Genomic DNA, 15031 nt, shown 5'->3' with positions numbered 1-15031 from the left:
GAGCACACGGTGGAGCTCTTCCGCCAACCACACCCGCGACCCTCGCAGCCGGACCCAGAGCCGCGTCGCACCATCCCGCTCATCCATGTCTATGAACGGATCGACCAGCTAGAGAAGGCAATGGCAATGGGCCAACGCGAGCACACAGAGATGCGACAACGGATCGACCGCCTTGAACGGCAACTGGGCGTGCTACTCGCGGCCCACACAGAGAGCCGTACCGACCTCGCGGGCACGCAGCACTGCGAGCACCAAAACCTGGCGCTGCGCACAAGGAGACTCGTTGAGCAGAGCATCCACTCCTTCGCGCGCCGCTACGCCGCACGGTGTGGCATCTTCCTTCGCCACCCTCACCGTGAACGCGCTCCCCACCTCGTGGGTCGGCTGACCAGGCTGCTGCTCGCAGAATCTCCCTCCACCGCCACCGAGATGCAGCGCAGCCTGCAGCTCGCGGACGACGGAGGTCACATCGAGGCACGCCTAACCGGCTTGCGTAGCCAGTGCTCCGAGCTGGGCGACGACATCCGCCGTGCCGGCCTGCAGCACACCTGGGACTTCGACTTCACCCCAGGCGGGCCTCTCGACCCGGCCCGGCAGGAGACTTGGCCCACCTGCGATCCCGTGCATCCTGTCCAGTTTGTCATGGCACCGGCGTACGTCGTCGACGGACGTGTCTACGGACGCCAGATTGTCTATACCGGCTGAGTTTCCTGTCAGCTCCCGGCGCTCCCGACGAGGCGCTTGCCGCCACCGTGTGCCAGAGCACTCTGCAAGCAGGTGCCTGCGCCCACGATGGCGGCCCCAGGGCCGGGGCCCGAATCTTGTATCGAACTGGGTGCTGCCGCCTCGGTGCGGGAGCGCTTGGGCAGGTCCGCAGCCGGGGCCATGGCGCGCACCGCCGCGGTCACGGGGCTGTCGGGTGCGGCGGCGTCAGCGCGCAGCCACAGGTCCACGAACACCGCTGCCGTACCGGCCGCATCGGCCACCGGACGCGGCGCGCTGGTGGCCTGGGTGACGGGTGCGGCCTGGGCGGTGGTGCCGCGGGGAACAACGAGGGCGGCGGCCAGGGCGAGAGGACCGGCAGCAAGCGCGGCCCACGCTCCGATCCGGGCCAGACGCGGGCCGCGCGAGAGGGAGCCGCGGACCGGAATGGTCTCGGGACGCGAGCGGCGCAGCGGCTGCGCGGCCGCCGAATGGGGAGTCGGCCGTACGCGGCGGCGGGGGGCAGGGGCCATTGGCGTGCCTTCCGTGGGGTGCTGGTTGTGCATGCACTCCACGGAACGGCCGCTGCCTCACCGCCCGGCTCACCGTTACCAGCCCTGCGCGGTCACGGGACGGCAACGCTTCGACTGGTGAACTCACCGGTGACTCACCGACGCCGTAGTGGAACCTCCCCACCGCAGGTCACAGCCCTGATCGCGGGAAAGTCACCGGTCCTGCGGCTGGACCGACGGGAGTTCACCGCCGCACTCGCGGCGCGCATGACACCAGGCACCCCCGGCTCCCGCCCCGCCAGCCGATTCTCGGGGCGGATGGCAAGCGTGGCCCGCTCCGAGGTGATCTCGTCCAGTCGGCGCGTTTCGTGGTGGCGCAGGGCCGGAGGGCTATAAGGAGGGAGTAGAACTCGATCGAATCAATGGAGCGAGTAATGCGGCTCTGGCATGAGGAACCCGGCGCGACGGAGTGGCGGGACGCTGCGGACGAGGCAGACGGCCAGCGGGTGGGCGTCATCTCGGTGGAAGATCTGCCCGGGCTGGCGCAAGGTCGACTGGAAGCGCTGCTGGCGCTGCGACTGATGGAGGATCCTGCGACTCCCGGCGCGCTGACGAAGGCGCGGGCGGCCCTTCGCCGAGCCCTACGCGTCGTTCCTCAGTCGACCCCCGACCAGTACTGCTACGAGACACGCTGGCGCGGGCGGACGGCGTGGGGCCGACAGGGCCGCCCGCTGGAGGTATGTGACCGTCCTACCTGCGGTCGGTGCGTGCCACTGAGACAGATGGGCTTGGCTCCGTGACAGCCCGCGCGCCGTTAGCGTGATGCGCCGTCCGGCCACACCACGTGCACCGGGACACCGGTGCGCTGGGCGTAGGCGACGACGTCGGCGGTGCCGCCGTACCCCCAGGCTGGTTTTCCGTCCCACACGGCGAGCAGGACGTCCGACAGCCCGATCAGGATCTCGCTTCCGGCCATGTGCGCCGCCGAGTCCGACGCGATCATGCCGGTGTGGTGGACTTCGGCTGCCGACCCGTAGAGCCGGTCGTAGACCGGCCAGTGGGATTCGGGCAGGCTCTCCCGGTACTCCTCGGCGGGCACGACGACTTCGACGCGGCCACCGTGGGCGAGGACGGTTTCCGCCCACCACGCATCGGGGCCGTCCGCGATGCACGACACCGCGACCAGCTCACCCGCTTCGTACTCAAGGACGGCCTCGGTGAGTATCGCCCGTACCCGCTGCTCCACTTCGGTGCTCAGTCCCCGGTGGCCGGTGATCCCAACCCGCATGCTCAACCCCTCCACTTTCTCTGCTTCACAGGTACACGTCGTGCAATCGGGCATCGAACTCCCGCACCACCTTGGGCGGAGAGGTGAGCGCGAGGGTACGGCGGATCGCCCGCGCCCGGTCCACGATCCGTCCCGACCGGTACTTGAGTCCCGTCTCCACCGCGCGCCCGGCGAGCGCGAACGCGGCTTCGACCCGTCCGGCGGCGAGATGGCCGGCGGCGAGGTCGAGCACGGTCAGGGCGCGTTGCTTGTCGTGCCCGCCGCCGAGTGCTTCGGTGTCGGCGGACAGAGCCCAGTCTGCCAACCCCAGTTTGGCGCCACAGGCGACCCGTACGGCCGCCACTTTCGCCGGCCCGAACGCGAACACCCACGGCCACGGGGGCGGGGTGTCCGGCAGCGCTTCGGCGGCCGCCCTGCTGCGGGTCAGCGCCCGATCCGCGCCTCGCTGGTCGCCGCCCGCGGCGTACGCGAGGGCTTCGACCGACGACAGCCACGCGTCCGCGACGGCCGGGCGCTCCGGACCGAGCACCTTCCGGGCCCGGCCCGCGAGGCTCAGCGCCTGCGCCCCGTTCCCGGCGTGCGCCTCGAACTGAGCGAGGCTGCCCGCCTGGTACGCCGTGAGCAGCGGATCGCCCGCCGACCGGGCCGCGCGGACCGCTGATCCGTACCAGGTGCGCGCGGAGCCGTGGTCTCCCATGTCCCACGCCAGCCACCCGGCCAGGCTCGCCGTCTCGCTTCCCACCGCAGCCAGCCGCGCCCGCCTGGCGTCCGACCGGGCGTCACGGGTCACGGACTGGATGAGCTGGATGTGAGCGTGGACGCTGTTGGAGAGCTCGCGGGACGGGGTGGAGCCGTCCAGCCGGCGCAGCGCGGTCGTGGTCAGGCGAAGGGCGGCCGTCTGCCCGCCGTCGGTGTCGGCGGCAGCCACAGGGGCAAGGAGCGGTGTCGCCACCGCGGCGGCGACGCCGGCACTGAAACCGAAGAATTCGCGGCGTTCCACGTGTGACCCGTCCTGTAACGCGTACTGCTGGTGCTGGTCGGCGAGACCGACGAGGGCGGGCGGGATCTGAAGATGCGCCGCCACCCGTGCGAGAACGTCGGTTCGGTATGCCCCCGCCCCGTGCTTCTCAAGGCGGGACACCGCCGACTGTGACAGGCCGCAGGCCTCGCCGAGTTGCCTTTGAGTGAGCTGCCCGGCCTTCCTGACCAGCTCGATTACCCGGCCAAAGTCCCCGCCGCGGGATGCTGCCCGCACCTCCGGAGCCTTCCAGTCCACCGGCTTACTCCCCCCACGCTACGGGTTTGGATGCGCGTCTGCGGGTGCCCTTACCCGCTTCCCGCATATCTGTATGCAGGCTGCGCATGAAGCATGGTCCCACCCGGAGCGCAAGCGTTGACTGTCTGTCAGCCGCCAGCGACGCAGGGCAGCCGGAGCGTACCGGCCTCTCCGCCTCCCGGACGGCACTCCCAACCAAGCCGACCCGGAAGGAAGCAGCCGGTGAGCCGCGCCGATGAAACCCCCAAGCCCCCGCTTCCCACCACGCCCGGTCTCCCGAGTGCTGACCTCGCCGACCGGGCCAGGGACGGCTTCGCCCGGTTCATGGCCCGGTTGGAGGACCCAGACCCGGACCCGGAGCATGACCGCGCTGCTGACGCCCCCGCGGCGGGGGAGCGGTGATAGCGGTGGCCCGTGCCCGCCGCTGCCCGTACACGGTCGGCGACGCGGTCACAGGAATCACGTATGTGGACCCCACCGCCGACCGCACTCGCGAGGCTCCGCAGGAGTTCACCGGCACGGTGGTCCAGATCGGATCCGGCTGGGCGGGCATCGACGCCGACCGCGCCTTCCTGTGGGCCCGCCTCGATAACGGGCGAGAGGTCCAAGCCCTCATAAGGGACTGCCAGAAGGCCCCGTAACCCACCCGGCACGGAGCGGGATTCCAGCGGTCCCGGGCCACGGCGCACAGACCCCGACGCCTTACTTCGAGCCGACTGGGCCCGGGATGAGGCGATCGGCAGCAGGAACCGCCAGGCCGCCAGGCCCGGCGGCTACGAGAGAAGGAGAACAAGAGATGGAACTGTCCAAGTCCGACATCGCCATTGCCGCCGTTGCCCCGAACACGGAGAAGCCGACCGCCGCACTCGGCCAGGACGTAGTAATCGCCGTCGACGTGGAGGACGAGGAGTAACTCAGCAATCCGACCCAACTGTCCCTCCCCGAGCCCGCGCGGCCCGGGGAGGGACACACCTCTCTACTGTCTGGAGGTTGCAGTGATTCACGTGTTCGTCGGGCCGACGCTGGCCCCTTGCGAGCCGCTGCTCGCCAACCCCGCTGTACGGGTGTGGCCACCGGTACGGCACGGTGACCTGTTCACCGACGAGATCCGCGACGCCGATACCGCAGTGATCATCGACGGGGTCTATCACCAGGCGCCTGCGCTGCGACACAAGGAGATCCTGGCCGCGATGGGCCGGGGCGTCACGGTGATGGGAGCGGCGAGCATCGGCGCGCTGCGGGCGGCCGAGCTCGCACCGCACGGGATGGTCGGTGTCGGCAGCATCTACACCGCCTACATGCGCGGGGACATCGACGGCGACGACGAGGTCGCAGTCGGGCAGGCCCCGGACGGCGCCTGGGACGCGCTGACCTGGCCACTGGTCAACCTTCGGCACGCCCTTGACCTCGCCCGGACGGCCGGGATCCTCAACGCCGATCGGGCCGCCGGACTCCTGAAGGCCCTGCGGGCGGTCTACTACCCGCAGCGCACCTGGGCCGCGGTTCGGGCCGTGTGCCGCCGCCAGGGCGAGGGGTGGTTCGCCGAGTGGCTGTCCGGGCAGCGTGAGCAGGACCGGTACTTCGGTGACCTCAAGCGCACCGACGCGCTCGCCGCCGTACGTGCCGCGCTCGGCGGCGCCGCACACGCGGAGCAGGTGGCCGAGGCACCACTGGTACGGGAGTCGCCCTACTTCCGTCGCTGGTCCAACGCCGCCGCCCGCGCGCGCGTGGACGGGCTGGTGCTGTCCACCGAGGACCGCCTTGTCTACCAGCAGGTATTCGACCCCGCGTTCCGCGACAGGTGGGCGGCCTACCTCGAACACCTCTCCCGGCAGCAGGCCGACGGTGGGCCGGGGATGCCACTGGCGCAGCGAATGACCCAGGTGAGCGCCGGGGACCTGCCCGCCGACCGCATGTTCCACCCGCTCATAGACCTGCGCGACGAGCAAGCCGTGGCACTGCTGCTGGCCAGCGAGACCGCAGCCGACCGGCGGGCGGTCGCCCAGTACGCCGATGCTCTCGCCTGGGCTCGCCGCAGCCGGCCCGGCTTCTCGACCGCGGCAGTGCGCGACGAGGTGGCCCGCGAGCTCCTACTGCGCGTGTGGCAATGCCATGAGCGGGAGTTCGACACGGAGGCGTCCGCGCGGGGGCTGGTCTGCCAGGAGCGCGCGGCCCAAGCAGCCAAGCGGCTCGTGCCCGGGTTCCTGGAACAGACCGAGAGGACGGAGACGACCCGTGTCGGGTGAACTGGTGGCGCTGCCGGGCACGGTGCGCGCCCGTACGCCGGAGCAGACGTGGGAGGCGCTTGCCGGGCGCCTCGAGGAGTTCGGCATCACCCGGGTCGCGGACCTGACCGGCCTGGACTGCATCGGGCTTCCGGTCTTCACGGCGATCCGGCCCGCCTCGCTGACGCTGAGCACATCGCAGGGCAAGGGCGCCACATCTCTCCTGGCGAAGCTGTCGGCCGTGATGGAGGCGATCGAGCTGTGGCATGTCGAGCAGCCGTTGCCCGTCGTCGCGCACGGCCCGGCCGCCGAAGTCGCCCCGCACTGCCCTGTGGCTGCGCTGCCGCTGATCGCCCGGTACCCCGCAAGCGCCCTGGCCCGGGTGGTGTGGGAGTGGGCGCCGGGCACCAGCCTGGTGAGCGGGGCGAAAACGCTGTTGCCGGTCGACCTGGTCCGCCGCCGCGCGCAGCGGCCAGCGTGGACCCCGGATGTGCTGCGCGCGACCAGCACCGGTCTCGCGTGCGGGAACAGCCGGGAGGAGGCGCTGCTGCACGGCCTGTTCGAGGTGGTGGAGCGCGACGTGCTCTACCGCGACGGGCAGGCAGCCGGGCAGCTTCGCACGCTGATCGACCCCGCGACGGTCAACGACGCGCACGGCCAAGAGGTGATCGCCCGCCTGACGGCCGCGGGCATGGCGTTGGAGGTCGCGCTGGTGGACGGCCCATACGGGTTGCCGGTGTGTGTGGCCTATCTGTGGTCGGAGGACTATCCGGTCGTCTTCGCCGGCGCCGGCTGCCACAGCGTCCCGGGGATCGCACTGACCCGGGCGCTGACCGAGGCCGCGCAGTCCCGGCTCGCCGCCATCGCCGGAACCCGGGACGACCTGCCGAGCGACCCAGGCAGCTTCGATATCGCCCTCTTCCGCCCGCCACAGACCGCCGGGCTCGCGCCGTGGCCGGACGCCACGGCCGGCTTCACCCCGGCCGGCGGCGGCTTCGCCGACCAGGCCCAGGCCGTGGCACGACGCATCCAATGCGTCACCGGGCACGAGCCGGCGGCCCTGGACCTGTCCGACCCGGCCGGTCCCGTCCACGCCGTGCAGGTCGTCTGCCCTGGCACCCGATCACGGATCAGAAGGTCGATGCCCCGATGAACCCCACGAACACCCCGTCCATGGTGCCGCCCGCGCCCGGCGGACAGCGCTCCGCCCAGTACGACGCCTTCCACGCCGCCCGCGCCCGCACGGATCTGATCACCCGCCTGTATGCCGAGGCAATGGGCGAGGACTACCCGGCCGAGGTCGCCGCCTCCAGCTCCTGCGACTGGTCCTTACTAGGGCTCCTGGTCGCGCGGCTGCGGATGCGTCCCGGCGAGCTCCTCGTGGATGCCGGATGCGGCGCCGGCGGCATCGGCCTGTGGCTGGCCCGCGCCCTCGCCGTCCGCCTGAACGCCTTCGACCTCTCGCCCGTCGCCACCGCCCAGGCAACCGCCCGCCGCGCCCACTTCCTCGAGCACGCCGCCGACCGCGCCGTCTTCCGCACCGCCGAGCTGGAGAACACCGGCCTGCCGTCCGGGTACGCCCACGGCATCGTGTGCGTGGACGCCCTCGGGCGTGCCGCCGACCGCGGGAACGCGCTGCGCGAGCTCAGCCGCATCCTGGCCCCCGGCGGCTGCCTGGTGATGACCCGCGCGCTCCGGCGCGGTGCGGACCCGGCGTGGCACAAGGAGATCGCCGCCGCCGCACTGACGCAGGAGCACGTGGACGAGCGGCCCCGTGAGCCAGCGATGTGGGAGCGGCTCTACCGGCTGTGGATCGCCCATGCCGATCAGCTGCGGCGCGAGCTGGGCGAGGACCCAGCAGCGAACATGCTCCGCGAGGCACATCAGATGCTCCCCACCCTCTCTGGCCGGCGGGCCGTCCTTCTGACGCTGCGGAGCCTCCCGGACGCCCCTGCCGCACCAGCAGTGGCCGATAGGATCTCCGGGCCTGGCCGCCCCAGCGGCGACGAGCCCATGCCCGCCGAGAGGACCCCGCAGTGAACCAGCAAGTCCGTGCAGCGGTGTTCTCGGCCGGTTCCTGGGGCACCGCCGTAGGCAAGATCATGGCGGACGCCGGCACCAGCGTGATCATGCACGCCCGGCGCCGTGAGATCGCCGACGCGATCAACACCAAGCATGTGAACCCCGGGTACTTCCCCGACATCGAGCTGCCCGGCTCGCTCGTGGCCACCACGGATCCGGCCGCCGCGCTGGACGGCGCGGACTTCCTCGTGCTGTCCATCCCCGCGCAGTCCCTGCGGGCAAGCCTTGCCGCCTGGGCCCCGCACATCGGTGCGGACACCGTGATCGTGTCGCTGATGAAAGGCATCGAGATCGGCAGCGGGCTGCGGGCGAGCCAAGTCATCACCGAGGTGACCGGTATCAATGCCGACCGGGTCGCCGTGCTGTCCGGCCCGAACCTGGCCCGCGAGATCATGAACGGCCAGCCCGCCGCCGCCACCATCGCCTGCCCCGACGAAGCCGCCGCACACCGCGTCCAGCAGGCCTGCCACACCCCGTACTTCCGGCCTTATACCAGCACCGACGTGACCGGCTGCGAGCTGGGCGGCGCGGTGAAGAACGTCATCGCCCTCGCCGTCGGCATCGCCTCCGGCATGGGCCTGGGCCACAACGCGCAGGCCATGCTCATCACCCGCGGCCTGGCGGAGACCACCCGGCTCGCGACCGCCATGGGAGCCCACCCGGCCACCCTCGCCGGGCTCGCCGGCCTGGGTGACCTGGCGGCGACCTGCTCCTCGCCGCTGTCCCGCAACCGCACCTTTGGCACCCACCTCGGCCGGGGCCTGAGCATCGAAGAGGCCACCGCTGCCACCCGCCAGACCACCGAGGGCGTCAAAAGCGCAGAGGCGGTCCTCGCCCTGGCCCGCGCTCACGACGTCGAGATGCCGATCACGGAAGTCATCTCCTCCCTGCTGCACGAGAAGGTCACCCTCGACCAGGCCGCGGCTGCGCTGATGCAGCGGCCCCCCAAGCCCGAGCGCTGACCCCTGCGGGAGCCCCGCCGCGTGGGCCCACCGCCACCACCTTCACCCTCCCGACACGGAGGTCTCACCCATGCACGGAAGCGTGCTGCCTGCTGTCCAGATCGCCGTCGCCCTTGCCCTCGTAGCGTGGATGATCACCGGCTTCACCCGCCTGCCCGGCCGCTGGCTGCGCTGGAAGATGTTCTGCCGAGCCACGTTCACGATCGTCTCGCTCACCGGCACCAAGGACGGCCACAGCGAACCGGTGAACGTCTACGACCACCTCTCGCCCGGCTCCTTCATCCTCGGCCCGCCCCAGCTCCAGGCGATCCTCGATTACCTCACCGGCAGCGGACGATACGACCGGATCGACGGACACGGCCGCATCCTGTCCGCGCGCGGTGAGCAGCCGGTGGAGGTGAGGAGCAGCCGTGTGGTTCTTTGACGCCCTCGCCTCCGGCTTCCAGCACCCCACCGACCCCGGCCGGCTTCAGTGGTTCCGCATCCTGTTCGCCACCGTCCTCACCGCGCGGTTCGCCCTTTCCCTCGGCCAGGGCGGCTGGGACCGCTTCGCCCCCGCCTCGCTCAGCCTCCACCTCGCCGAACAGCGCTTCGGACCCCGCCGGGCCCGGCTCCTCGCCAGCATTTACCGGCCCGCGCTGGTCCTCCGCACGATTGCCGCCCTCGCCCTCGCAGTCGGGCCCGTACCCCGCCTGTCACTGCTGGTGGCCCTGGCCGGCGCCGCCATGGAACTCCTGTACCTCAAGAGCCCCAACGCCGTCCGCTACACCCTCCTGACCGGCACCTGCCTCCTGCTCGCGGGAAACCCAGGCCACGGCCTGCACATCGAGCACGGCCTGAGCACAGCCAACACCTGGGCACAGTGCCTACTGGTGCTGATCACCACGGACATCTACTGGAACTCCGCCTGGCACAAAATCCGCTCCCCCCAGTTCCGCAGCGGCCTCTACCTCGCACAATGGGTCCACACCTACACCCAGGTCCGCAGTCAGCTCCCCTACCGGCGCCAGTACGCCGTCCCGGGCCTCGTCCGCCGCTACGCAGGCAACCTCACCGCCAGAGACGTCCACCTCTGGCACGTGGCCGCCGTCACCGTCATCACGGCGGAGATCGCACTGCCGCCCGCGCTGCTCATCGAGCAGACGATGCCGTACGCGGTAGTCGTCGGCATCGCTATGCACGCCGCCTTCACCTGCCTCAAACCCCGCCAGCTCATCACCTTTTCCGGCCTCACCCTCGGCACGTACGTGGCTTTCGGCGTCTGATCCTCCCGCTTGATGGCGACGTGCGCGGAGAGAAGAGCCGGGCGACTGAGGGGGACAGTGAGGGGGAATCTGAGGGGGGTGTATGACGGGGAATCTGAGGGGGAGTCTGAGGGGGAAACCGGTGCCCCGGTGGTCTTGCATTTTTGCTGGTCAGTGCGGGCCTCAGTGCTGGTGCCTGGTCAGACTTAGTTATAGGGGGGAGAGGGAGGGAGCGGGTTGCAGGAGATGTGAGGGCTGGGGCAAGGGCGGAGGAAGGGTGGGGAAGGGAACGGAGGAGAGGGGAGATCGAAAGGAGGGGAGTGGAAACGGGGGAGGGGGTGGGCGGAGGGAAGGGATGAGGGAGCGGAGGGGGAGGGTGCTGGTGGTGGAAATGAATGTGGCCGACGCCCACTTCCGCTGAGAGCGGGTGCCAAGGGCGCCGGCCTGCCGTAGTCACACTCGGGAAGCCCGAGGGTGGCTTACATGCTGAGTGTACTGTCGTTGCTGCTATTGCTGTGACTTTTTTGTCGGGGAATTGGGGCTGTGATGATCCGGGCTGGCCGGCGGGGTCTGGTGCGTACGCGGGAGGACCTTGCCCATGAGCTGGGGATGAGTCTCGGGACGTTCCGCAACCGCAAGCTGTATGCGGTCGAGGGGCATCCGGCGCCGGTCAGCTCGCCGGGCGCGCGCGTGCTGTTGTGGGACGGGGAGCAGGTGGCTGCCTTCCGCGAAGGCCGGCCCGTTCCTGCGCTTCCGGACGAAGGCGACGGGGAGGACCTGCTGGACCGCAACGAGGCGGCGGCCGAGCTCGGGGTGTCGCCCAAGAGCTGGGACACCTACCGGCGGGCGGATCCTGGGGTTGCTGCGGAGGGGGTGCTGATCGCGGGTGTGGAGCACTGGCCGCGCAGGGTGGTGCTGGCCTTTAAGGAGTCCAGGCCTGGCCGGCAGGCCGCGACCGGCAGGCCGGTGGGAAGCGCGGATGCGGTGCCGCGTGCTGACTTGATGGTGCGGGTGGGGGGCCTCCTCGACGGCGATCCGGCGGTCTCGACTGCCCGGGTGATGGAAATGCTGGGGGTGGCCTACTCGACGGCGCAGAAGGCGCTGGCGCGGCTGCGGGGTGAGCGGATCGCGGCCCTGCTCCAGGCCGATCCCGGCCTGCGGGCCGAAGAGGCCGCGGCCGCGCTCGGCTACCCGCCGGCGGTGCGGCGGGGAGCTGTCGCGGAGGCGGCGCGGAGGGCGGGAGGCGCGGAGGCTGAGCAGGGCGGGCAGTAGGCCGACTTGGCGGAGGGTCAGAGCCCCTTGCCCCGGGGGCTGGGCGCCGTGGTCCGGGTGCTGCGGTGGGGTGGGCAGGCGGCCCCGGCGCGCTTCGCTTGCCGGGGCCTCGCTTCGCGCTGCCCACCCCACCGCGCGTGCCGGGCCTCCGCTTCGCTGCGGCCCGGACGAGCGCTGCGCGCTCTCACGCGCCCTGCGGGCAGGCGAACCCGGGCGGCGCTTCGCTTGCCCGGCCTGCCCGCAGGGGAGGCCGCGGGGGCCGGCGCGCTGCGCTTGCCGTCCCCCGCGGCCTCCTGCCCTCCGGCGCTCCGCGCCTGCGGGCGCAGCACCCGGCCCACGGTGCCCAGCCTCCGGGGCCCTAAACCCGTTCTGACCTGCGGAGATTCCTTTTCTGCCCGGCCGTTTTCTCTGGACGTCGTGCTGAAACTGCGATATCTTTGTCTTGTTGGTCGGCAGTGCCAGCCGGTCGACAAAGCCAAGTCACACGACATCAAAGAAGCGAAGGAGTGGTCTACATGTCTACCAAGTCCCACCCGGGTGACGGCCAGTACGCCAAGGGCGCGAAGGGCGCACTGTTCGCGGAGCCCCGGCGCGGCCTGACGGACGTCGCCCGCGGCATCTACCGCAACCTGACGTTCCGCAGCCTGCTGGCGCTCCGCCAGCAGTGATCTCACCCCTGGTAAGGGGCTTCCGGGGCGGGGACGGACGGACAGCGGCGAACCCGCTGGACCTGTCCGGCCCCGTCCCGGGGGTCGACCTGCACGCGGTGGGGCTGTTACTGGCCCCACCCGCGCTGACGGGGGAGTTCTACCCCCGCAGCCTGTGGCGCGGAGTCGAACGGCTCCCCATGCGCCCCCTGACCCCCGCTCCCCACCCCGCAGGCCTGCGCGCCGCGTTCGCGGAATCGGTGCGGTCACTGACAGCAGAGGCCGAGACCATCGGTGTCGCGTTCTCAGGAGGACTCGACTCCCTGGCCACGCTCCTGCACGTCTGCGAGACGGCAGGCCCCCGCCGTGTCATCGCCTTTACCGGCGACCACAGGGACGACCAGGGCCAGTCCTGCGTTCCGGTGGTTGAGCGGCTTCTCAGAGACCTCGGCCTCGCCGACCGGGTTCAGCTGGTGGTCATCGACCCCCAGCGCCACCGGATGGAACCGACATGGTCCCCCACAGGGCCCAGACTGGACGCTCTGCCCGAGGTCAACGCCGCGCTTTCCGACATGGCCGACTACCTCGGCGTGAGCGTGCTCCTGTCCGGTGTGGGCTCGGATGAGTTACTGGGAATCCCCCGCTACGCCACAGCACAGATCGCCCAGCACCACGGCCCCCGGGCCGCCTGGCGCTACCTGAGTGACGTAGGCCGCTCAGGCGCCGGAGCCACCGGAGAAGCCGCCGCCATCCTGGCCCGGCTCATGCCCGCCCATGCCAGCGCACGCGCCTACTGGGCGACAAACTGGCCGGAATGGACGACCCCCACAGCAAGCCCCGCACTCGCCGAGCCGTACCGGCAGCACGCCACGGACTGGGGAAGGACGTGGGTAGAGAGGAGGATCAGCGCCCACACAGCAAAGCGCCGGACCTGGGCCCATGCCGATGCGCTGGATGCGTTCTGGCCGCACGAAGTGATCGGCCCGGCGGGCCCGGTGAAGGAAGCCTCCCCGTTCCTGACGGAAGGGTTCCTCTCCGCCGCATTCGCGGTGCCCATCGCAGCCCGCTACCAACCGGCCGCCCCGACCGCCTATTGGAGGTGCAAGTCCCTGGTGCTCTCACTCATGCCCCGGCATGCAGTACCTGCACTGCCCCGCCACAAGGCCTACTTCACCGCAGCTCTGAAGAGTGAGGCGAGCACGCTGGACGCCAGCGCTCCGCTGCTCGCGGTCGAATGCGGGCTGATCAGCAGAGCCGAACTGGCCCGCGAGAAAGACACTGCGTTTCTCATGGCACTCTCCGCCGTAGAGCAGTGGCTCATTGGAGCCGAACGCATCGGAGCCCGGATCGGCTGAACCCAGGTCGGGGGCGGCGCGGCCCACCACGCCGCCCCCGACCGCTGGACACGACGAAAGGTGTCCGCCATGGTCTTCACTGTGACAGCACCCGGCGTGATCACCCTGCGCCCCTACACCCCAGCCGACGCCGCGGCCGTGCTGGCCCTGGTCAACGCTGACCACCTCCCCGGCCAGCCCGCTGCTACTGCCGAGATGCTCACTGAGGCCATCGAAGGCCGATCGGTGGTGGACGCTCAATGGTGGGCAGCACTGGAGCTCCCTGCGACATGGGTAGCCGTCAGCGGCACCGACCGGCTTGTCGGCGTCATTTCCTACGCCCGCCGACCGAAAGACGACACGGGCCAACTCCTGTGGCTCCACAGCGGTGAAGACGCCGCCGTGACCGAGACCCTGATCAGCCACGCGATCAACGCCTTTGCACCTCGCCCCATCGAGGCGTTCCAGTTCGCATCAGCCCTCTCCCTCGGGCTGGAAGCCCTTCCCATTGCCCACCGGCCGGCCACGGATGCAGCACTGCGCAAGGCAGGCTTCACAGCAGAACGGCTGTGGCGGTACATGCGCACCGATCTTCCGGCACCTGACCTCCCCACGCTGCGCCACATGCGTGAAACAGCCTCCAGTGAACACACAGGCGCCCGCAGGCTGGAAGCCCGGCGCCTTTGGCACACCATTGCGGAAGCCGAAGTACAAGTCTCCGTACACGGGATCGGTGTCCTGTGGTGGATCGAAGTGCTGCCGAACCAGAGAGGAAGGGGGTTCGGGCGGCGCATGCTCGGATCGTCCCTCGCTCGACTGGCCGAGCTCGGCGCCCGAGAAGCGATCCTCTACGTGGACGATGACGCACCCCAAGGAGACCCCCGAGACCGCACCGCAGCCAACACCCTTTACGAAACCGCCGGTTTCATCGAGGTGGACCGCCTTTACTCCTACACCCTGGCAGCCACTCACACGAACCCTAAGACGTAGAAGCCCCTCTCCCCCTGGAACGTACCGCGAGGGGGCAGCGCTCCACGCGCGTCCTGCGGACCCGCTATTCCTACATGAGACGGATCCCAGAATCTATCCGCTCCCTGCTAATGAATCATCCCTCCCTCATTCAGGAGGCCAGACCCCGGCACATGTGACCACGTTTCAGCTGACCCGCAGCCAGAAAACCGACCCAGGCCCCGACCCTCTCCGTAGCCAGCCGCCCGCGAAGCGGGCATCAGGCCGGGGAGCGCAGCGACCGGGCCCTAACGGCCGCGCAGCGGCCGTTTTCCGGGCACGCGAAGCGTGCCCGGCCCCCGGGGGGGGGCGCGCAGCGGACCACCCCCGGGGCCGTGAGCGCAGCGAACGGCCAGGCCCCGCGCAGCGGGGCCTCTCGCCGGAGCGCAGCGGAGGCGCACGGGCCTTCGGCCCGTGCGCCGAGCGCAGCGAGGCGGTTCTCTCCTGAGCGCGCAGCGCTCAGGTACCCGCTCCGCGGG

At 70.7% G+C, this 15031-nt stretch carries 15 protein-coding genes; 12 read left to right on the top strand and 3 right to left on the bottom strand.

What is annotated here, in order from left to right; translation table 11 throughout:
• The first annotated feature begins 9 nt into the window (after positions 1 to 9).
• Positions 10 to 705 carry a hypothetical protein gene (locus ACFYXK_RS33140; protein WP_389414524.1) on the top strand — a complete coding sequence of 232 codons (696 nt, stop codon included), beginning with the start codon at positions 10 to 12 and terminating at the stop codon, positions 703 to 705.
• Between the two features lie 8 nt (positions 706 to 713).
• Here the strand turns inward: ACFYXK_RS33140 and ACFYXK_RS33135 are convergent, their stop codons facing one another.
• The 3 genes from ACFYXK_RS33135 to ACFYXK_RS33125 all read right to left on the bottom strand — a co-directional run bounded on the left by ACFYXK_RS33135 (position 714) and on the right by ACFYXK_RS33125 (position 3778).
• Positions 714 to 1235 (bottom strand): hypothetical protein, encoded by a 522-nt coding sequence (locus ACFYXK_RS33135; protein ID WP_389414523.1) that lies wholly within the window; start codon positions 1233 to 1235, stop codon positions 714 to 716.
• A 793-nt stretch (positions 1236 to 2028) separates the two neighbouring features.
• Complete coding sequence (locus ACFYXK_RS33130) at positions 2029 to 2502, bottom strand: hypothetical protein (RefSeq protein WP_389414522.1); 474 nt, start codon at positions 2500 to 2502, stop codon at positions 2029 to 2031.
• Positions 2503 to 2527: 25 nt separating this feature from the next.
• Positions 2528 to 3778, bottom strand: coding sequence for a helix-turn-helix domain-containing protein (locus ACFYXK_RS33125; RefSeq protein ID WP_389414521.1), 1251 nt, complete (start codon positions 3776 to 3778; stop codon positions 2528 to 2530).
• A 407-nt stretch (positions 3779 to 4185) separates the two neighbouring features.
• Between ACFYXK_RS33125 and ACFYXK_RS33120 the strand changes: the two genes are divergently transcribed.
• The 11 genes from ACFYXK_RS33120 (at position 4186) to ACFYXK_RS33070 (ending at position 14534) form a co-directional block, all read left to right on the top strand.
• Positions 4186 to 4419 (top strand): hypothetical protein, encoded by a 234-nt coding sequence (locus tag ACFYXK_RS33120; RefSeq protein ID WP_389414520.1) that lies wholly within the window; start codon positions 4186 to 4188, stop codon positions 4417 to 4419.
• A 354-nt stretch (positions 4420 to 4773) separates the two neighbouring features.
• Positions 4774 to 6024 (top strand): TfuA-like protein, encoded by a 1251-nt coding sequence (locus ACFYXK_RS33115; RefSeq protein ID WP_389414519.1) that lies wholly within the window; start codon positions 4774 to 4776, stop codon positions 6022 to 6024.
• Positions 6014 to 7156 (top strand): YcaO-like family protein, encoded by a 1143-nt coding sequence (locus ACFYXK_RS33110; protein WP_389414518.1) that lies wholly within the window; start codon positions 6014 to 6016, stop codon positions 7154 to 7156. The genes ACFYXK_RS33115 and ACFYXK_RS33110 overlap by 11 nt, the downstream gene beginning before the upstream one ends.
• Positions 7153 to 8043: a class I SAM-dependent methyltransferase gene (locus tag ACFYXK_RS33105; RefSeq protein WP_389414517.1), complete on the top strand. Its 891-nt coding sequence runs from the start codon at positions 7153 to 7155 to the stop codon at positions 8041 to 8043. The genes ACFYXK_RS33110 and ACFYXK_RS33105 overlap by 4 nt, the downstream gene beginning before the upstream one ends.
• The gene (locus ACFYXK_RS33100) at positions 8040 to 9047 is read left to right on the top strand and encodes an NAD(P)H-dependent glycerol-3-phosphate dehydrogenase (protein ID WP_389414516.1); all 1008 of its coding nucleotides are present in this window, start codon (positions 8040 to 8042) and stop codon (positions 9045 to 9047) included. Before ACFYXK_RS33105 ends, ACFYXK_RS33100 begins: the two co-directional genes overlap by 4 nt.
• A gap of 70 nt (positions 9048 to 9117) precedes the next feature.
• Complete coding sequence (locus ACFYXK_RS33095; protein ID WP_389414515.1) at positions 9118 to 9471, top strand: hypothetical protein; 354 nt, start codon at positions 9118 to 9120, stop codon at positions 9469 to 9471.
• A complete protein-coding gene (locus tag ACFYXK_RS33090; protein WP_389414514.1) occupies positions 9458 to 10312 on the top strand; it encodes a hypothetical protein in 855 nt (284 codons plus the stop codon). Before ACFYXK_RS33095 ends, ACFYXK_RS33090 begins: the two co-directional genes overlap by 14 nt.
• Before the next feature lie 588 nt (positions 10313 to 10900).
• A complete protein-coding gene (locus ACFYXK_RS33085; RefSeq protein WP_389414513.1) occupies positions 10901 to 11563 on the top strand; it encodes a hypothetical protein in 663 nt (220 codons plus the stop codon).
• Between the two features lie 515 nt (positions 11564 to 12078).
• The gene (locus ACFYXK_RS33080; RefSeq protein ID WP_389414512.1) at positions 12079 to 12231 is read left to right on the top strand and encodes a hypothetical protein; all 153 of its coding nucleotides are present in this window, start codon (positions 12079 to 12081) and stop codon (positions 12229 to 12231) included.
• A gap of 179 nt (positions 12232 to 12410) precedes the next feature.
• Positions 12411 to 13565, top strand: coding sequence for an asparagine synthase-related protein (locus ACFYXK_RS33075; protein ID WP_389414511.1), 1155 nt, complete (start codon positions 12411 to 12413; stop codon positions 13563 to 13565).
• Positions 13566 to 13634: 69 nt separating this feature from the next.
• Complete coding sequence (locus ACFYXK_RS33070) at positions 13635 to 14534, top strand: GNAT family N-acetyltransferase (RefSeq protein WP_389414510.1); 900 nt, start codon at positions 13635 to 13637, stop codon at positions 14532 to 14534.
• The last annotated feature ends 497 nt before the right edge of the window (positions 14535 to 15031 follow it).

This window comes from Streptomyces sp. NPDC002209 (assembly GCF_042890265.1).
In the GTDB taxonomy this organism is placed as follows: Bacteria; Actinomycetota; Actinomycetes; order Streptomycetales; family Streptomycetaceae; genus Streptomyces.
This window is presented reverse-complemented; position numbering and strand designations above follow the sequence as displayed.